General features: G+C 73.2%; 18 protein-coding genes. 10 read left to right on the top strand and 8 right to left on the bottom strand.

Annotated features, from left to right (window positions below; genetic code table 11):
• The first annotated feature begins 36 nt into the window (after nucleotides 1-36).
• From ABZ234_RS00790 to ABZ234_RS00775, 4 genes are all read left to right on the top strand, one after another.
• Nucleotides 37-915 (top strand): alpha/beta fold hydrolase, encoded by an 879-nt coding sequence (locus ABZ234_RS00790; RefSeq protein WP_355010415.1) that lies wholly within the window; start codon nucleotides 37-39, stop codon nucleotides 913-915.
• Between the two features lie 173 nt (nucleotides 916-1,088).
• A complete protein-coding gene (locus tag ABZ234_RS00785) occupies nucleotides 1,089-1,496 on the top strand; it encodes a YciI family protein (protein WP_267945101.1) in 408 nt (135 codons plus the stop codon).
• Nucleotides 1,497-1,500: 4 nt separating this feature from the next.
• The gene (locus ABZ234_RS00780; protein ID WP_355010414.1) at nucleotides 1,501-2,682 is read left to right on the top strand and encodes a DUF6596 domain-containing protein; all 1,182 of its coding nucleotides are present in this window, start codon (nucleotides 1,501-1,503) and stop codon (nucleotides 2,680-2,682) included.
• A 10-nt stretch (nucleotides 2,683-2,692) separates the two neighbouring features.
• On the top strand, nucleotides 2,693-3,253 hold the full coding sequence (locus ABZ234_RS00775; protein WP_355010413.1) for a kinase: 561 nt from the start codon (nucleotides 2,693-2,695) through the stop codon (nucleotides 3,251-3,253).
• A gap of 18 nt (nucleotides 3,254-3,271) precedes the next feature.
• Here the strand turns inward: ABZ234_RS00775 and fxlM are convergent, their stop codons facing one another.
• Nucleotides 3,272-4,531, bottom strand: coding sequence for a methyltransferase, FxLD system (gene fxlM / locus ABZ234_RS00770; protein ID WP_355010412.1), 1,260 nt, complete (start codon nucleotides 4,529-4,531; stop codon nucleotides 3,272-3,274).
• Nucleotides 4,532-4,692: 161 nt separating this feature from the next.
• Here fxlM and ABZ234_RS00765 point away from each other — a divergent pair, with 161 nt between their 5' ends.
• Nucleotides 4,693-5,823, top strand: a complete 1,131-nt coding sequence (locus ABZ234_RS00765) for a helix-turn-helix transcriptional regulator (RefSeq protein ID WP_355010411.1) — start codon at nucleotides 4,693-4,695, stop codon at nucleotides 5,821-5,823.
• Nucleotides 5,824-5,829: 6 nt separating this feature from the next.
• On the opposite strand, the gene trpD is transcribed toward ABZ234_RS00765, so the two are convergent.
• The 3 genes from trpD to ABZ234_RS00750 form a co-directional block, all read right to left on the bottom strand.
• Nucleotides 5,830-6,873, bottom strand: coding sequence for an anthranilate phosphoribosyltransferase (gene trpD, locus ABZ234_RS00760; RefSeq protein ID WP_355010410.1), 1,044 nt, complete (start codon nucleotides 6,871-6,873; stop codon nucleotides 5,830-5,832).
• Nucleotides 6,874-7,093: 220 nt separating this feature from the next.
• A complete protein-coding gene (locus tag ABZ234_RS00755; RefSeq protein ID WP_355010409.1) occupies nucleotides 7,094-7,597 on the bottom strand; it encodes an NUDIX hydrolase in 504 nt (167 codons plus the stop codon).
• A gap of 101 nt (nucleotides 7,598-7,698) precedes the next feature.
• Nucleotides 7,699-8,259 carry an NUDIX domain-containing protein gene (locus ABZ234_RS00750; RefSeq protein WP_355010408.1) on the bottom strand — a complete coding sequence of 187 codons (561 nt, stop codon included), beginning with the start codon at nucleotides 8,257-8,259 and terminating at the stop codon, nucleotides 7,699-7,701.
• Nucleotides 8,260-8,896: 637 nt separating this feature from the next.
• Here ABZ234_RS00750 and ABZ234_RS00745 point away from each other — a divergent pair.
• Nucleotides 8,897-9,913 (top strand): arabinan endo-1,5-alpha-L-arabinosidase, encoded by a 1,017-nt coding sequence (locus ABZ234_RS00745; protein ID WP_355010407.1) that lies wholly within the window; start codon nucleotides 8,897-8,899, stop codon nucleotides 9,911-9,913.
• A 247-nt stretch (nucleotides 9,914-10,160) separates the two neighbouring features.
• The gene (locus ABZ234_RS00740; RefSeq protein WP_355010406.1) at nucleotides 10,161-10,499 is read left to right on the top strand and encodes a helix-turn-helix transcriptional regulator; all 339 of its coding nucleotides are present in this window, start codon (nucleotides 10,161-10,163) and stop codon (nucleotides 10,497-10,499) included.
• On the opposite strand, the gene ABZ234_RS00735 is transcribed toward ABZ234_RS00740, so the two are convergent.
• Complete coding sequence (locus tag ABZ234_RS00735) at nucleotides 10,436-11,623, bottom strand: helix-turn-helix domain-containing protein (protein WP_355010405.1); 1,188 nt, start codon at nucleotides 11,621-11,623, stop codon at nucleotides 10,436-10,438. The two genes, ABZ234_RS00740 and ABZ234_RS00735, sit on opposite strands and share 64 nt — an antisense overlap.
• Nucleotides 11,624-12,091: 468 nt before the next feature.
• On the opposite strand from ABZ234_RS00735, the gene ABZ234_RS00730 reads away from it, so the two are divergent.
• Nucleotides 12,092-12,799 carry an HAD family phosphatase gene (locus tag ABZ234_RS00730; RefSeq protein WP_355010404.1) on the top strand — a complete coding sequence of 236 codons (708 nt, stop codon included), beginning with the start codon at nucleotides 12,092-12,094 and terminating at the stop codon, nucleotides 12,797-12,799.
• A 335-nt stretch (nucleotides 12,800-13,134) separates the two neighbouring features.
• Nucleotides 13,135-13,260, top strand: a complete 126-nt coding sequence (locus ABZ234_RS00725) for a hypothetical protein (RefSeq protein WP_355010403.1) — start codon at nucleotides 13,135-13,137, stop codon at nucleotides 13,258-13,260.
• A gap of 93 nt (nucleotides 13,261-13,353) precedes the next feature.
• Here the strand turns inward: ABZ234_RS00725 and ABZ234_RS00720 are convergent, their stop codons facing one another.
• A complete protein-coding gene (locus tag ABZ234_RS00720; RefSeq protein WP_355010402.1) occupies nucleotides 13,354-13,809 on the bottom strand; it encodes an HIT family protein in 456 nt (151 codons plus the stop codon).
• Between the two features lie 95 nt (nucleotides 13,810-13,904).
• Nucleotides 13,905-14,891, bottom strand: coding sequence for a helix-turn-helix domain-containing protein (locus tag ABZ234_RS00715; RefSeq protein ID WP_355010401.1), 987 nt, complete (start codon nucleotides 14,889-14,891; stop codon nucleotides 13,905-13,907).
• A gap of 151 nt (nucleotides 14,892-15,042) precedes the next feature.
• On the opposite strand from ABZ234_RS00715, the gene ABZ234_RS00710 reads away from it, so the two are divergent.
• A complete protein-coding gene (locus ABZ234_RS00710; RefSeq protein ID WP_355010400.1) occupies nucleotides 15,043-15,666 on the top strand; it encodes an isochorismatase family protein in 624 nt (207 codons plus the stop codon).
• Between the two features lie 117 nt (nucleotides 15,667-15,783).
• Here the strand turns inward: ABZ234_RS00710 and ABZ234_RS00705 are convergent, their stop codons facing one another.
• Nucleotides 15,784-17,280, bottom strand: a complete 1,497-nt coding sequence (locus tag ABZ234_RS00705) for a carboxylesterase family protein (protein ID WP_355010399.1) — start codon at nucleotides 17,278-17,280, stop codon at nucleotides 15,784-15,786.
• Nucleotides 17,281-17,296: the final 16 nt, after the last annotated feature.

The following is a 17,296-nucleotide window of genomic DNA, read 5'->3' as shown; positions in this document are numbered from 1 at the left end:
CACCGCGCAGTACACACAGAGAAGGGGAAGAACACGATGTTCGACCATGACGGAACGCACCTGCGCACCGGCCGTGCCGCCGTCAACGGAACGAGCCTGCACTACCGGACGGCCGGGACCGGCCCCGCGGTGGTTCTGCTGCACGGCGTGCCCAAGACGGGCTACCACTGGCGCCACCTCGTCCCGAAACTGACGCCCCACCACACCGTCGTCGTGCCCGACCTGCGCGGTCTCGGCGACTCCGCCCGCCCGGCGGACGGCTACGACTCCGCGACGATGAGCGACGACATCGCCGGACTGATGACCCACCTCGGACACGAGACATACGCGGTGGTGGGAGAGGACTGGGGTGCGGTGATCGGCTACCAGCTCGCCGCGCGCCACCGCGACCGCGTCACCGCTCTGGTGTTCGCCGAGGCCCTGTTCCCCGGCTTCGGCTTCGAGGACCACACAGCGCTCACGCCAGAGAACGTCTCCAGCGGCATGCACCTGTGGCACCTGGGCTTCTACTTCCAGCCCGACGTGCCGGAGATGCTGATCAGCGGGCACGAGCGCGAGCTGATCACCTACATGATCAAGTCCGAGCGCAGCCGCCCCGACACCGCCACCCCCGACGCGGTCGATGAATACGTGCGCTGCTACTCCATGCCCGGCGGCATCCGCGCGATGCTCTCGATCTACCGGGCGATGCTCGTCGACGCCGAACAGAACCGGCAGACCGCACAGAAGAAACTGGACATCCCGGTCCTGGCGCTGGGCGGATCCGCGTTCATCGGCGATCGCAACGAGTCACAGATGCGGCTCATGGCCCACGACGTCACCGGACACGTCTTCGACGCCGGCCACGATCTGGCGGAGGAAGTACCCGACGAAATGGCCGATGTCGTCCTTCCGTTCCTGAGCGCACACGTGTGACCGCGCCCGACCGACGAGCGGCCCTGTCGGCTCCGTGGTCCGTGCCGGCCCGCGCCGGGCGATGGAGAGGAATCAGAAAAAGTTCGGAAGACCGTGTCGAGAACACGTGGCCCGCTCCGTCCCCGTGGTGAACGCGACCACAATGGGTCGCACCAGCACCGAGGAGAAGCACGATGGCCAAGTACCTGCTGCTCAAGCACTACCGTGGCGCCCCGCCCGCGGTCAACGACGTGCCCATGGACCGGTGGACGCCCGAGGAGATCTCGGCCCACATGCAGTACATGCAGGACTTCGCGGACCGGCTCGAGGAGAGCGGCGAGTTCGTGGACGGGCAGGCGCTCGCCCCCGAGGGGACGTTCGTCCGCTACGACGGCGAGGGGCGCCCGCCCGTCACCGACGGCCCGTTCGCGGAGACCAAGGACCTCATCGCCGGCTGGATGGTGATCGACGTCGACAGCTACGAGCGCGCCGTCGAACTGGCCGGGGAGCTGTCGGCCGCCCCCGGGGCGGGCGGGGAGCCGATCCACGAGTGGCTCGAGGTGCGCCCGTTCCTGACCGCCCCGCCCACCATCACGGAGTGACCCTGTGGACGAGCTCCTTCTCCGGAGCCTGACGCCGGGCGTGCTCGGGATCCTCGTCCGCCGCGGAGCCGACTTCGCGGCGGCCGAGGACGCCGTCCAGGACGCGCTGGTCGAGGCGGTCCGCACCTGGCCGTCCGACCCGCCGCGCGACCCCAAGGGGTGGATGGTCACCGTGGCCTGGCGCAGGTTCCTCGACGCGACCCGGACCGACACCGCCCGCCGGAGGCGCGAGGCCCTCCTCGACGAGGAACCGGCCCCGGGACCCGCGCCCGCGGTGGACGACACCCTCCAGCTCTACTTCCTGTGCGCCCACCCGTCGCTGACGCAGGCGTCCGCCGTCGCGCTCACCCTGCGCGCCGTCGGCGGGCTGACCACCCGTCAGATCGCCCGGGCCTACCTGGTGCCGGAGGCGACCATGGCCCAGCGCATCAGCCGGGCCAAGCGCACCGTCTCCGACGTGCGCCTCGACCGCCCCGGCGACGTCGCCACGGTCCTGCGCGTCCTCTACCTGGTCTTCAACGAGGGCTACTCCGGCGACGTCGACCTCGCCGCCGAGGCCATCCGCCTCACACGCCGGCTCGCGGCGGCCGTCGACCACCCGGAGGCGGCGGGACTGCTCGCCCTCATGCTGCTCCACCACGCCCGGCGCGCCGCCCGGACCGCGCCCGACGGCAGTCTGGTGCCGCTCGCCGAGCAGGACCGCGGTTCGTGGGACACCGCCTCGATCACCGAGGGCGTCCGGATCCTGCAGGCGGCCCTGGCCCGCGACCGGCTGGGCGAGTTCCAGGCCCAGGCCGCCATCGCGGCGCTGCACGCCGACGCGCCCACCGCTCAGGAGACCGACTGGGTGCAGATCGTCGAGTGGTACGACGAACTCGTACGTCTGACCGACAGCCCGATCGTGCGGCTCAACCGCGCGGTGGCCGTGGGCGAGGCCGACGGTCCGCGCGCCGGCCTGGCGGCGCTCGCGGACCTGGACGACTCACTGCCCCGCCACGGCGCGGTGGCCGCCTACCTCCACGAGCGAGACGGCGACCCGGCGACAGCGGCACGGCTGTACGCCGAGGCCGCCCTCAAGGCACCCAACCTCGCCGAACGCGACCACCTCATCCGCCGGGCCGCCGGGCTCAACGCCCGAGGGGACGCTGAGGTCGGGCCCGGACCGGGCGCGACGAGCGGTCTGTAGGGTCGCGGTCATGGCTCCCACGGGAAGCGAGCACACACGCCTGGTGGTGATCCGGGGCAACTCCGGCTCGGGCAAGAGCACGATCGCCCGCGGGCTGCGCGCGGCGTACGGTCACGGTTTGGCGCTCATCGAGCAGGACTACGTGCGCCGCACCGTCCTGCGGGAGAAGGACGTCCCCGGGGCGGCCGCCATCGGGCTCGTCGACCTGATGGCCCGCCACGCCCTGGACGCGGGCTTCCACGTGGTGGTCGAGGGGATCCTGTACGCCGACCGCTACGGGCCCGCGCTCACCCGCCTGGTCGACGAGCACCGGGGGCTCTCGCGCTGCTACTACCTGGACGTTCCCTTCGCCACCACGCTGCGGCGGCACGCGACCCGGCCCACGGCTGCCGAGTTCGGAGAGAGCGAGATGCGTGCCTGGTGGCGCCCGCGCGACCTGCTGCCCGGCGGGACGGAGGCGGTGATCGGCGAGCACAGCACCCTCCGGCAGAGCCTGGACCGGATCCTCGCCGAGAGCGGTCCCGGGGAGGGACGGCCGGCAGGCGGGGACGGTCCGGTGTCCCGAAGTTGACACTCTCTCCGGCAGGGATCACGGGCCGGGGTCGGCGGGCCAGTCCAGGCCGTGGTTCTCCTCCGCCTGGTCCCACAGGGCCAGCAGGCGGGTGTGGCGGGTGCGGACCACCCCGTCGGCGGGTGGAAGGGCCGGGTGGGCCAGGAACCGGGGGCCGGGCCCGCCGCGGTGCCCGCGCTCCCACCGGCGGGCATGGTCGGCCAGAAGGGTCACCATGTCGGCGGCGCCGGGCCCGTGGCCGCAGGCGACGAACTCGCACAGAGAGGGGTCCTGGGGCATGGCCGGAGACAACAAGTAGGCGAGAGAAGCGCCGTCCCACATCGCCGGGGTCAGGTCGCGGGTCATGGGCTTGTGGGGGAAGTCGTCGACGGTGCCGGCCAGGGTGGCGAAGTGGGGCAGTCCGGTCGCCATCCACATCTGCAGGGTGCTGAAGGGCTCCGTGCCGCCGATGCGGACCCCGGTGAACCGCTCGTGTGCGGGCAGGGCGAACACCCCGGGCAGGTTCTCCGGCGCGGGCACGGGGTCGGCGTCGGTGGTCAGTTCGACCGTGTCGGTGACCGGCACGGTGGCGGAGGCGGGAGCGCCCAGGCCCTGCATGGGGACGAACCCCGCGTGGTTGCCGGTCTCGCCCAGGAGCAGTCGGCCGTGGCGGGTGAAGGCGTAGATGCGCTGGAAGCCCCGCACCCCCAGCGGGAGTACGATCCGTCCGCCCTCGACGAGCTGGTGGATCCAGGCCGGGGGCAGGTCGGTGGCGGCGACGGTGACGACGATCCGATCGTAGGGAGCGCCGTCGGAGCAGCCGTGTTCGGCGTCCCCGACGACCAGCTCCACCCGGTCCGCGTATCCGGTCCGGGTCAGGTGGGTTCGGGCCCGGTCGATGACCGCGGGGTCGATGTCGATGGAGGTCACCGCCCCGGTGGGGCCGACCATCTCGGCGATGAGCGCGGCGTTGTAGCCGCCGCTGCCCACCTCCAGGACCCGCATGCCGGGCCGGATGGCGGCGCGCTCCAGCATCAGGGTCTGCACCCAGGTCGCCGAGACGGAGCTGGTCGCGGCCCCGTCGTCGGTGAAGCGGGTGCGCAGCACCGTCCTCAGGTCGTACACCTCCCCCAGTGGGAATTCGGGGGCGAACAGGTGGCGTGGCACGGTGCGCACCGCCCGGACCACCGGCTCGGTGCGCAGGGCCTTGACGGCTTGCAGCCGGGTGATCAACCGCTCGCGCATCTCGTCGGCGCGGTCGGTGTCCGGGGCGGGGGCGGAGGTGTCGGAAGTCGTCACACCGGCAGGCTAACCAGCGGTGATCCCCCGCGCGGGGTTTTGGCGATCTTGCGCGTGCGGCACCCGGGAACTCGCGTGCGGGTCCGCCCCCTGCCCCCGGCCGGTTCCGGTCGACGCCCACGGGCCGGGTGGCCGGCGCGCGCGGTGGGGACGATGACGTCATGGATTCTTCATCGGAACACCCGGTGTGGTCGCGGAACCTGCACACCGCCCGCACCGTCCGCGGGTGGAACCCGCTGCGTCTGGCCCAGGAGACGGCGTACGCGGTCGGCCGGGGAGCCGCCGAGACCCCCCGGAGCCTGGTGCGGCGCATCCGCGACTGGGAGGCGGGCCGGTACGGGCCCGGTGAGCGCCACCTGCTGCCGCTGGCCCGGGTGCTGGACGTGCATCCGGAGGATCTGGCCGTCGGCGCACGGGCGAAGCGCGTCGAGGCGGACCGTATCCGGGCGACCAGCGCCCACCTGGTGTCCCTGGACGGGACCCAGGGCGGAACGGACCTGGTCCCCGCAGCGGTGCGCGCGGCGCGCACCGCCCGCACCGCTGCCCGGTCCGGCGCCTCACCGGACGTGGTCTCGGCCGCCGCGGAGGCGTTGCAGGTGGCCGGGTGGCTGGCCTTCGACGCCGAGGAACACGTGCTGGCCCGTAGGTTGACCAGCGCTTCGGTCGTGACCGCACGGGCGGGCGGTGACCGTGGCGGCGAGCTGTTCGCCCTGTCCCAGCTCGCGATGCACGACGCCCACGAACACCGGCCATCCCAGGCGCACCAGGTGTGCGAGCACGTCCTGGACCAGAAGCTCTCCCCTCGGCTGGCCTGCCTGTTCGAGCTGCGTCTGGCGCGGGCCCACGGGCAGAGCAACACACCGGTCCGTGCCCTGGCCACTCTGCGCCGGGCCCGCTCCCGCTTCCAGGAGGGCGCCGGCGACCACGACCCGCCCTGGACATGGTGGATCGTCGACAGTGAGCTGACCTGCCACGAGGCCATGATCCACGTCGACGACGGCCGGTGGGACAGGGCGCAGGAACTGTTCGCGTCGGCTCGGGAGCACTGTCCGCCCCACCATCCGCGGGGACCGCTGATCTACGCGGTCCACCAACTGCACGCCCTGGTGCGCCTGAGGGCATGGGCGGCCGCCCAGGAGGTACTGACCACAGCGGTGGTCCCCCTGGTGGGACAGGTCCGTTCAGGACGTGTCGACGCCGTGCTGGCCCGCACCGCGCGCCTGGGCGCAGAAGCCTCGGCGCCCGCACCGTTCCGGGAGCTGATGCGGGCGGCGGTCGCCGCGGCGCGGTAGAGGTCTCTACGGCACGGACAGGGATCGGGCCAGGTCGACCCAGTCCCGCAGCAGCGTGCCGGCGGCGCCGGAGTCCACGGCCTGGGCGACCGTCGCCAGGGCGTCGGCGAACGCCGCGTCCAGACCGTGCTCCCATCCCCGGTCGGCGGCCAGGGCGCCGGCGGCGTTGGCCAGGACGACGTCCCGGACCGGACCCCGTTCCCCCTCCAGGACCCGCCGCACCACACCGGCGTTGAAGACGGCGTCCCCTCCCCGCAGGGCATCGGGGCCGCAGCGGGCCAGGCCGTGCCCGGCCGTGTCCAGCCGCATCCGCTCCACCCGACCGCTGGCGACCGCCCACACCCGGGTGGTCGCCGCGGTGGTGATCTCGTCCACCCCGTCGTCACCGCGCACCACCAGGGCGGTGGCGCCCCGGTCGGCCAGGACCCGGGCCAGCACGGGGGCCAGGCGGGTGTCGGAGCAGCCCACCAGGGAGGTGGAGGGGAGGGCCGGGTTGGTGAGCGGGGCCAGGTGGTTGACGGCCGTGGGCACCCCCAGCCTCCTGCGCACCGGGGCCGCGTGGTGCAGGCCCCGATGGAAGACGGGGGCGAAGGTGAACCCGATGCCGACCCCGTCGACGCACCGGGCGACCTGGTCGGGGCCCAGGTCCAGCGGGATGCCCAGCGCTTCGAGCACGTCCGCGGAACCCGCCCGGGAGGAGACCGAACGGCCGCCGTGCTTGACCACGCGGACACCGGTCGCGGCGAGCACGATCGCGGCCATGGTGGACACGTTCACGGTGTGGGCCCCGTCGCCGCCGGTGCCGACGATGTCGACGACCGTGGTGCCGTCCACCGGCAGGGGCACGGCACGTTCCATGAGGGCGTCGAGCAGGCCCGCCATCTCGGCGGCGGACTCGCCCTTCGCCCGGAGCGCGACCAGGAACCCGGCCAGCTCGACGGGGTCGGCCGCCTCGTCCATGACCCTGCCCATCGCCCACCGGGTGTCGGCCGCGCTCAGGTCCTGTCCGCGCAGCAGCGCGGACAACAGCTCCGGCCAGGATCGGCTCACGGAATGCTCCCCGGGGCGTGTCGTTCTTCCCCGAGCGCGGTCACCGTCCAGGCCCCGGCGCACCGGCGGTTCGGGGAAGCCGCCCGGAGCACCGCGTGCGCGGGCCCCGCCGCCGGGAGGCGGCGGCCCGTGACGCTCACGGGTGGAACCTCCCCTGGCCGGGCCCGCGGTGGACGCCACCGTCCCCGGGCGCACGAGCCGCTGCGGGCACGCACCCGGCTCACGCCACGGGGCTGACGCCGAGGTCGAGCACCCAGCGTTCGGCCGCCACGCGGGCCAGGTGTGCGACCTGGGGAAGGACCGAAGGCCCCCAGTCGAGCAGCTCCAACGCCTTGTCCAGAGGGAGCAGGTGGCGTTCGTGGATCCGGTTCTTGGCGGGGTCGGGATCGGGTGCGCGCTCGGCCAGGCGGTGCAGGCGGGCGGCCATCCTCACCTGCGCGAAGGGCGCACCGGGCCCGTGCACGCTCTGGTAGCCGAGATAGACCGGGTCGGCCAGGGTGACCTGGACCTCTTCCCACACCTCCCGGCGCAGCGTCGCGGCCAGGTCGCCGCCGTCGCGGAGTTCGGGCTTTCCCCCTGGCAGGTTCCATCTGCCGAGGTCGCGCAGGAGCACCACGCGGGCGCGGGCGTCGAGCACCCATCCGTAGACCTGTCGAACGGGCAGGTCAGCAGGCGGTCGCTCGTCGGAGTGCCAGGTCAGGGACACCTCGTCCGGGCTGTTCATGGGAGAACCTTAGAGGGCTTCGGCCCGCCGGTCCGGTCGTTTCCGCATATTGCCCATGACTCCGGCGCCGGCGTGGGACCGGGAGCGTACCGGAGGCTCCGTCAGTCGATCCGACCCGACGGACCCGCAGCACGTGCGACGCGGGGCCCGACGAGACGTTCGGCCAGTGGGAGGGGGTACCAGTCCGCACCGGTGACCTCGGACTCCTGGACGCGCCCGATCTCGGCACGGGCGGTCGTGAACGCGAAGCCGAAGTCGAGGTGGCAGTGGTCCGGCTCGTCCCTGTCCGGCCGTGCCGGAACCCGGCCGAACTCGACGTAGGCCGGGACCCGCGAGGAGAGGGACACCGTGCCGGCCTCGACGCCGGTCTCCTCCACCAGTTCGCGCAGGGCCGCGCCGGCCAGGGCGGTGTCCCCGGGCTCGAGGTGTCCTCCGGGTTGCAGCAGCAGCCCGTACGCCCGGTGCCGGACGAGCAGGATCCCGGCCTCCCGGTGGACCAGGAGCGCGCCCACGGTGACGTGCATGGGGAAGGTGCGCCGCGAGGCGAAATCCCTGCCCCGGCGCAGCAACCGCACCGGTTCGGCGAGCGTCCCGGCCTCGTCGGGGCGCTGCCCGAGGTAGACGGCCAGCGTGGTCGAGATGAGTTCGTCGGGGATCGTCACCGGTCGGCTCCAGAGAGGGCGCGCGGTTCGCCAGGGGTGTCCGCAGTCTACGAGTCGCACCTGGTCGGTACACACGTATCGCGGGGAAGGGCCGGGGCTTCCACGTCCTCGGTCTCCGGGGACCGCGCGGGCGGCCGGACCGCTGCCCGTCTCCGGGCGGGAGGGGCCGGTTCCCCCACGGCGCACACACCGCGGACCGGCCGCCCAGGACGGTGCGCGAAGGAGGGTTGACGCTGCGGGGGCGCCATCTTACGATGACCGAACAATTACGAAGCGTGTTCGTAACAGCGAACCACATCCACCGACGCCCCCACCGAACCGCCGCCCCCTGCCCGGTGGACCACCGGACCGGGACGGCAGAACCGGATCGGGGTGTGCGGTGTCCGGCGGTCCCCCGCCTCCCGCCCCCACTGACGGACCCCCCATGCACGACGCTTTCGCCATCCGCATTGTTAGCGCTCACATTGTGAACGCTCACATCCTCGGCCCCCCGGGCTCCACCCCTGCGCCCGGGCAGCCGTCCCCCTCCGCGACCTGCGGCGGGCACGGCTCCGCCGCAGCGCGGGCGGGCGACCGCGTCGGCGCCCCCTCCACCCATGTCGGCCAGGACAGGCACCGACACCGAGGAGTCTCCCCCATGAAGGAAAACCCGCTCACCCCTTCCCCGTTCCCCTCCCGCCGCAGAATGCTGGGCACCGCCCTGGCCACGGGAGCGCTGGCAGCGGTCCCGGGCATCGCCGACGCGGCCCTCCCCCGACACGCCGCGGCCGCCGACTACCCCGGTCCCGGCCTCGTGACCGGCGACGTCAGGGTGCACGACCCGTCCTTCGTCAAGCGGCCCGGCGGCGGCTACCTGGTCGCCCACACCGCCCACGGCGTGGGCCTGAAGACCTCGACCGACCGGACCGCCTTCAGCAACGCCGGCGTGGTCTTCCCCTCGGGCGCACCGTGGACCACCCCCTACACGGGCGGCGACCGCAACCTGTGGGCCCCGCACCTGTCCTACGCCAACGGGCGCTACTACCTCTACTACTCCGCCTCGACCTTCGGCTCCAACCGGTCGGCGATCTTCCTGGCGACCAGCACCAGCGGAAACTCCGGAACCTGGAACAACGAGGGCCTGGTCGTGGAGTCGTTCACCTCCGACGACTTCAACGCCATCGACCCCCACCTGCAGGTGGACGCCCAGGGACGCTGGTGGATGGCGTTCGGCTCGTTCTGGTCGGGGCTCAAGATGGTGCGCATCGACCCGGCGACCGGCAAGCGCCACGACGGCACCCTGTACTCGATCGCCGGACGCGGCGGGGGCGCCATCGAGGCCCCGACCATCTTCTACCGCGGCGGCCGGTACTACCTGTTCGTCTCCTTCGACACGTGCTGCCAGGGGGCCGCGAGCACCTACCGGATCATGGTCGGCCGTTCCAGCAGCATCACGGGCCCCTACGTCGACCGCAACGGCACCGCCATGCTCGCGGGCGGGGGCACGGAGGTCCTGTCCGGCCACGGCAGCATCCACGGACCCGGCCACCAGGACGTCTTCGCCGACACCGACAGCGACATCCTGGCCTACCACTACTACGACGACGGCGGCACGGCGCTGCTGGGGCTGAACTGGCTCGGCTGGGACTCCTCCGGATGGCCCTACGTGCACTGATCCGGTCCTCGCGGGGCCCGGCCCCCACGGGCCCCGCACCGGGCGGACCCGGCGCACGCGCGCCGGGTCCGTGTGCGTGGGGAACCGGTGGGACGGGCGCGCGACGGCACGGGTGGAGGGAATGCCGAGGAACCGTGGATCCTGCGTCAACGACAGCCGGCAGCGCAATCGTTGAAGGGAGCCGGACGCCGGGCGCGCAGGGTGCCCGACACACGGACGTCCGCCCGACGACCCCCTGGAGTTCGGGGTGTGGGACCGGGTCCCCCGCTCCGGCGGCCCGGGCGCCGTCCCGTCCCTGACACCGCGTACCGTGGCCCGGGCCCACCACATCTCGGTCGCCTACCTGCACCGGCTCTTCAGCGACGAGGGCGCCGGCGTCGGCGCGTGGATCCGGGAACAGCGCCTGGCGAACGCCCGTGCCGACCTGGAGAACCCGGACCTGGACCCGGTGCCGATCCACCGCATCGCCGAGAAGTGGGGGTTCTCCAGCGCGTCCGTCTTCAGCCGGGCCTACCGTGAGAGCTACGGGGCCTCTCCCCGTGACACCCGTGGCGAACGCCGGACGGTACGGCCCCGGGCTCGCTGAACCCTTCCGGGTCCCTCCTGCTGTTCCCGGACCGGGTGGTCCACCACGTGAAGCCGCGCGGCCGGGGCCGTGCCCGACCGCTGCGTCCCCTCCGGGCCGTGGGGCGGAGGCACAGTGCCGGGACGCCCGTCCTCCGTCGCGTGCCCGCCGCGCCGACCGGGCCGCGCCTGCAAGCGGTAGTCACGCGGGGGAATCCCGTAGGCGGCTCGGAAGGTCCGGCTGAACGCGGCGGCGTGGTCGAAACCCCAGCGCGCCGCGATGCTGTGGATCGGGACCGCCGCCAGGGCGGGGTCGGCCAGGTCCCGGCAGGCGCGTTCCAGGCGCTGTTCCCGGATCCAGGCGGCGACGGTGGTGTCGCCCTCCTGGAAGAGGCGGTGCAGGTAGCTGGTGGAGATGTGGTGCGCGGCGGCGATCGCCGCCGGTGTCAGCCCCGGGTCGTGGAGGTGCTCCAGGACGAAGGCCCGGATGCGCAGCAGCAGGCTCCGGCCGCGGCTCTCCGGGACCAGGGTGTCCTCCGCCTCCAGGGTGTGCGCGAACAGGGCCGACACGAGGTCGCCCAGGATCAGGGCCAATCGGGGATCGTCGCCCGGGGAGTAGGTTCCGGGGTTCTCGGTCAGCTGGTGGACGAAGCCGGTGAGCAGGGCTCCGAACCCCTCCCGTCCCGAGAGCCGGAGCCCGGTGACCCGGTCGGCCCTGCTCCGGGGCAGGGTCAGCAGGTGCTTGGGGATGTCGACGCCCGCGCTCACGACGAGCCCCTTGTCGCCCGGCGCCTGGATGTCGTACGGCGTGGAGGAGTCGTTCACGTGGATCTCGTCGGGGCCGTACGCGGCCCTGCGCCGGTCCCAGTCGCGTTCCATCGTGCCGCTCCGCACCAGGCAGATGTTGTACGCCTCCGGGTCGGAGATCCGGATCAACCGTGCCGTCCTCCGCGCGGTCAGGGCCCGGAACCCCATCTTCCACACGCGTGCGTCCTCCAGGTGCAGGTCCCGCTGGTGGACCCGGAAGTCCGCGATCCGGTCGCTCGTGGCATCCATGGGTGTCGGGGCCGTGGCCATGATCCGGCGCCACGCCTCGAAGCGGTCCGCGTCGGGCAGTTCGTCGGTGTTGAACTCCGACTCGATCACCGTGTCCGTCCTTCGCTCGGCTCCGCCACCGGCCCCGTCAGCCGGTGGCTCCACGTACCTCCAGGGTCACCGACGGTGCTTTCAGCGGGCCTTCACCGCACGTCGCCCCGGGGCCGCCCTTCGGACGCGAACGCCCGGGACGGCCGGCGGACCGGTCGACGCGGAGGCTGCTCACGGCGCGGGCCGTCCGGCAGCGGAGTATTCCGCGGCTCCGTGGCCGACCGTCCCGGCGCCGGGGAACCTGGAATGACCGGGTCCGGTCATCGCCGGGGACCCACGGCGCCCGGCGGGCTACTGTCCTTCGAGGACGCGCGCGAGGAGGTATCACTCGGGCCGCCACTTCGAGCCGGACGGCGAGGGCGGGCGCCCCGTCCCGAAGCGGCGGCAGGCCCTCGGAAGCCCGGCCCCACGGCCACAGGCCCGTGTCCGCCCGTCCGTCCCCCGCCGTTCCGACAGCGAAGGTGAACCGTGACCTCCTCCCCTTCCCCTTCCGGCCCCTACCAGGGGCTCGTCCTGGACTTCGTCGGCGTGCTCACCGCGAACGTGCGCGCGTCCGTGCAGGGCTGGTGCGTGGCCCAGGGGCTGCATCCCCGTGCGTGGGGAACGACGCTGACCCATCACCCCGAGGGCCGTCGGCTCTACCTGGACCTGGAGGCCGGCCGGCTCTCCCAGCACGAGTGGAACCGGCGCACCGCGGCGCTCCTGGGCGTCGCCGATCACGAGGACCTCATGGGACGGGCCTGGGCCGGGGTCGGTTCCGACGCCGCCATGATCGCCCTGGCCCGCACCGCCCGCCGCGCGGGGCTGAAGGTCGCCCTGCTGTCCAACAGCTTCGGTCTGGACCCGTACGACCCCTACGAGACGCTCGGGGTGAACGGGCTGTTCGACGTGACGGTGCTGTCGGAGGTCGAGGGGGTCGCCAAGCCCGACCCCGAGATCTACCGGCGCACGTTGGAGCGCCTGGGCCTGGACGGCAGCGCGTGCGTGTTCGTGGACGACAACCCCGACAACCTGCCTCCGGCCCGGGAGCTGGGCATCACGACGGTCCACGCCGACGGCGGGCCGGACCTCGCCGCCAGGGTCGCCGCCCTGCTGGGCCTCCCCCTCCGGGAAGCGGACGGGATGAGCCGGGAGGGGGCGACGGAGGTCTTCACGCGGAGCCCGGGAGCGGTCTGACGCACTGCTCACCGGTTTCGCCGACTCGCGTGGGGCGTCCTGACCTCGCGGCGCCTGCACCGGCCCGGCCCGGGTCGGCCCGGGCCTGGCCGGACGAGGGGAACCGCGACCGGGAGCGGGACCGGCGGGCCCCGGGCCGGCCCCTTCCCGACACCCCCGGTCCCGGTTCGGCGACCTCCGGCACCGTTCCGGCGAGGAAAGCGCCTCGCCCTCCCCCGGACCCGTCCCGGAACAGTCGACCGAGGATCAAGAAGACGGCGACTCGGGGCCAACGACAGTTCCGGGGAGGCTTGCCATGCTCGAAGGGACCTGTTGACCCGTCCTGGGAGACACACATGATCCGCCGACTGATCGCCACCGCAGCCCTCGCCGCCGCCACCGCCCTCGTGCTCGGAGCCCCCGCGCACGCCGACGACCACCACGCCAGCAGTGTCGTGGCGGGCGACCACTTCGCCAGCTGACCCGGCCCCTCCACCAGCGGTGACCCCCCTCGCACGCGTGCCACGTCGCACCGGCGTCACGCGTGCGAGGAGGACCGGCCCTCCCGAAGCCGCTCAGGAGGCGGACAGAGCCTGCGGTCCCGCGTCCATCCGGTCCCGCAGCCGCCGCTGGAGCGCTTCGAGCCGGCTGTCGTCCGCCCGGACGGCGGCGTGGAGTTCGAGGGTCTCGCCCTCGTACCGGGGAATGACGTGGAAGTGCAGATGGAACACGGTCTGTCCGGCCGCGGCCTCGTTGAACTGGATGATCTGGATGCCGTCGGGTTCGAGCTCGTCGGCGATCGCCCGCGCGACCCGCTGCACCTTCTGGATGAGCGTGGCGAGTTGTGCCGGCGTGGCGTCCAGGAGGGTCCGGGGCTGCCCGGTCTTCGGGATCACGAGGGCGTGGCCGTAGGACTGGGGGAACACGTCGAGGAAGGCGAGGACTTCGTCGTCCTCATGGATCGTGTAGGCGGGCGCCTCGCCGCGGATGATCTTCGCGAAGACGTTCTGGGGATCGTACGGGTCGGTCATCGTGCGTCAGGCTCTCCGTCGCGTCCTTCTGAGGCAGCCTCGATCGGCTCTGGTCCGACCGCCACGATAGCGGTGGGGTCGAACGGACACAGGGGTCACGGCCCCGCGTTCCCGGCCGTGCCGGGTCGGTCGCCGTGCCGGGTGCTGTAGTCGCGGCGGTACTCCGAGGGTGTCATCCCGAAGGAGGTCCGGAAGTGCTTCCGGAACGTGGCCGCGTTGCGCAGTCCGCACTTGGCGGCGGCTTGTTCGACCGGCAGGTCGGTGGTCTCCAGAAGACGGCGGGCTTCGTTGAGGCGTTGTTCCCGGAGCCAGGCGGCCGGGGTCGTGCCATTGGCGGCGGTGAAGGCGCGGATGAAGGTGCGCCTGCTCATACGTGCGACGCCGGCGAGGGTGTTGACGTCGATCGGTTCCGCGAGGTGTTCGAGCGCCCATTCGAGGACCTGGGAGATCGGTTCGGCAGCGGTCCGCGAAGGGCGGGGGCCGTCGATGTACTGCGCCTGGCCACCGCTGCGGTGAGGGGCCACGACGAGTTCCTTGGCGACCTGGCCTGCGGTGTGCGATCCGAGTCGGGTCCGGACCAGGTGGAGGCAGGCGTCCAGGCCCGCGGCGGTGCCGGCGGAGGTGAGGACGTCACCGTGGTCGATGTACAGCACGGTCTTGTCCAGGGCGACACCCGGGTGCCGCGTGCGAAAGGTCTCGAACGCCTTCCAGTGCGTGACCGCAGCCCGCCCGTCCAGCAACCCGGCGTCCGCCACGGCGATCGCCCCCAGGCAGAGGCCGACCACGGTCGCTCCCCGCTCGTGCGCGCGGCGGAGCGCGGCGACCAGGGCCGGGCTCGGCCTTCGGAAGTCCGTGTGCCACGAGGGGATCACCACCGCGTCGGCGTCCTCGAGGGCGGTGAGATCCGCGAGCCCGCCGAGCTGGTACCCCTCCGTCGTGCGTACACGACCCCTCGCCTCGGAGAACAGCGTCGACGACCAGTCCGCGAACCCCTGCCGGGCGACTTCGTCGAAGACGAGTGTCGGCGTGGACAGGTGGAACATCGTGACGTCGTCGAACGCATAGACCGCGATCCGCACCATCCTCCCACTATGGCACGCATGCATCGAAGGATTGCACTCGTGCCACTGGTGGCCGTTCGCCGTGTTCGCCAGGCTTGTCCCAGCGGCGCTGCACGCGGGCGAGGATGCCCGCGGTGGTCAGGAGCGCCGCCACCGACCCGAGGAGGAACCCATGGCACAGTCGCGTGCACTGGTGGTTGTCGATGTCCAGCAGGAGTACTTCACCGGTCTGCTGCCGATTCAGTACCCGCCGCGTGACGAGTCCGTGCTGAAGGTCGCGAACGCGATCGACGCCGCCGCCGGAGCCGGGATCCCGGTGGTCGTGGTCCAGCACTCGGCCGGGGACCGGTCCCCCGTGTTCAACCCGACGCTGCCGACCTACGAGCTCCACCCCGCCGTCGAGGAGCGCCGCAGCGACGCGTGGAAGCCCCTGGTCAAGCAGCACGGTTCGGTGTTCGCCGGCACCGACCTGGAGGACTGGCTGCGCGGTCGGGGCATCGACACCGTCACGCTGGTGGGATACATGACGAATAACTGCATCCTCGCCTCCTCCGTGGAGGCGGAGGCCCGCGGGCTCCGGGCGGAGGTGCTCTCCGACGCGACCGGCGCCGTCGACATCGCCAACGCGGCCGGTTCGGTTCGCGCGAAGACCGTGCACGAGACCCTGATGGCGATGCTCAACTCGAACTTCGCCGCCGTGGCGACGACCGACGAGTGGGTCGGGGCCGTGGCCTCCGGAGCCGGGCTGCCCAAGAGCAATCTCGTCGAGTCGGCCGCCGCCGGCCGGGACCGGTGACACCTGCCGGTGTCCCGTCCGTGGCGGGGAGCCTGCCGAAGCGCCCCGGCGGGCGCGGCGGCCCCCACCGGTTCCGTCACCCGGCGGGCGGGTGGACGGAACCGGTGGGACGGGGCGTCACGCGGTCGTCCAGGCCTCCAGCTCCCGACCGCGGGGGTCCTCCACGCGGGACCACTCGGCGTCGATGCGCATGGTGACCCGGTTCCCGTCGTCGTACGGGTCCCATCCGGGGTCGCCGGTCCTGGCGAACCGGACCCAGGCCCCGTGCATGCGCGCGGCGAGACGGGCGGGCGGCTCCTCGGGGCCGAGCAGGGCGGCCGGACCCCGCAGCCGGGAGAGGTGGGCCAGGTCGAAGACGAAGGGCAGCTCCACCCCGTGGGCGGCGCCGAGCTCTCCGCCCAGGGCGCGGGAGCGCCAGGCGAACTCGTAGCCGTAGGTGGCGGCCCGCGGCAGGGCAGCATGGGCGTCGGCCAGGGCCCGGGTGCCCGCACCGAACAGCGCGTCGCCCATGACCGCGGAGCGCAGTTCACCGAAGGACGCCCTGGGGCGTGACGTGCGGTAGGCCGCGACGAGACGGGCGGGATCCGGGTGAGAGCGCGCCGCGGCGCCGTCGACGTCCTCGGCGGTCGAGGCGGAGTACCGGTCCACGGGGACCAGGTAGAGGTTGCCCTCCTCGGTGTTGGTCCCGATGAGCAGGTCGGCGTCGGCTCCGGGGCCGGCGGCGAGGGATGCGGCGGGCTGGGTGTCGAGGACCAGGCTGAAGGGGCTGAGCCCGATCAGCGGGTCGCGGTGCGTCCCGGTCCGCAGGTCGATGCCCGAGAGCCGGGAGGACGTCTCGACCAGGCGGTCGTCGGAGAGGCCGGCGAAGGCGTCGGCGTGGGGCTCGACCCCCAGGTCCCGTGCCGCCGCCTCGGTGACGCGTGCGGCCTGCTCGGGCGTGAACGCGCCCAGGCCGCTGCCGCTCTGGACGATCGCCCGGCGCAGGAGGCCCACGGCCCCGGGGGAGGCGAGGACGCCGCCGACGACGGTCGCCCCGGCCGACTGGCCGAAGAGGGTGACGTTGCGCGGGTCGCCGCCGAAGGCGGCGATGTTCTCGCGGACCCAGCGCAGCGCGGCGACGACGTCGAGCAGGCCGCGGTTGGCGGGCGCCCCGGGCAGGTCCAGGAACCCGGCGATGCCGAGCCGGTAGTTGAGGGTGACGAGGACGACTCCGTCGCGGGCGAAGGCCGAGCCGTCGTAGAGCGCGGACCGCGTCGAGCCGGCGACGAACCCGCCGCCGTGGACGAACACCATGACGGGCAGGCCGTCGCCGCCTCCGGCGGGCGCCCAGACGTTGACGGTGAGGTAGTCCTCCCCTCGGCTCCAGCCGGTTCCGAAGTAGGGGGACATGTCCACGCTGCCGAGCCTGCGCTCGGCCTGGGGCGCGTTGGGGCCCGGCGCGGTGGCGTCCCGGACGCCGTCCCAGGACTCGTGCGGCCGGGGCGGGGCGAAGCGGCCGGCGCCGCGGGGCGGCGCCGCGTAGGGGATGTTCAGGTAGGCGTCGGTGTCGCCCCGGCGCAGGCCGCGGACCGCGCCCCGGGCGGTGGTGACGACGGGTCCGGTGTGGTGGTTCATGGTGATGCCTTTCCGC

Origin of the sequence: Nocardiopsis sp. NPDC006198, assembly GCF_040613895.1 — a bacterium.
Lineage (GTDB): Bacteria > Actinomycetota > Actinomycetes > Streptosporangiales > Streptosporangiaceae > Nocardiopsis > Nocardiopsis tropica.
This window is presented reverse-complemented; position numbering and strand designations above follow the sequence as displayed.

Excerpts from the sequence above, each read along its gene's own strand:
- ABZ234_RS00790 (WP_355010415.1), top strand. The coding sequence starts at position 37 with ATGTTCGACCATGACGGAACGCACCTGCGCACCGGCCGTGCCGCCGTC.
- ABZ234_RS00785 (WP_267945101.1), top strand. The coding sequence starts at position 1,089 with ATGGCCAAGTACCTGCTGCTCAAGCACTACCGTGGCGCCCCGCCCGCG.
- ABZ234_RS00775 (WP_355010413.1), top strand. The coding sequence starts at position 2,693 with ATGGCTCCCACGGGAAGCGAGCACACACGCCTGGTGGTGATCCGGGGC.
- ABZ234_RS00765 (WP_355010411.1), top strand. The coding sequence starts at position 4,693 with ATGGATTCTTCATCGGAACACCCGGTGTGGTCGCGGAACCTGCACACC.
- ABZ234_RS00755 (WP_355010409.1), bottom strand. The coding sequence starts at position 7,597 with ATGAACAGCCCGGACGAGGTGTCCCTGACCTGGCACTCCGACGAGCGA.
- ABZ234_RS00745 (WP_355010407.1), top strand. The coding sequence starts at position 8,897 with ATGAAGGAAAACCCGCTCACCCCTTCCCCGTTCCCCTCCCGCCGCAGA.
- ABZ234_RS00725 (WP_355010403.1), top strand. The coding sequence starts at position 13,135 with ATGATCCGCCGACTGATCGCCACCGCAGCCCTCGCCGCCGCCACCGCC.
- ABZ234_RS00720 (WP_355010402.1), bottom strand. The coding sequence starts at position 13,809 with ATGACCGACCCGTACGATCCCCAGAACGTCTTCGCGAAGATCATCCGC.
- ABZ234_RS00715 (WP_355010401.1), bottom strand. The coding sequence starts at position 14,891 with ATGGTGCGGATCGCGGTCTATGCGTTCGACGACGTCACGATGTTCCAC.
- ABZ234_RS00710 (WP_355010400.1), top strand. The coding sequence starts at position 15,043 with ATGGCACAGTCGCGTGCACTGGTGGTTGTCGATGTCCAGCAGGAGTAC.
- ABZ234_RS00705 (WP_355010399.1), bottom strand. The coding sequence starts at position 17,280 with ATGAACCACCACACCGGACCCGTCGTCACCACCGCCCGGGGCGCGGTC.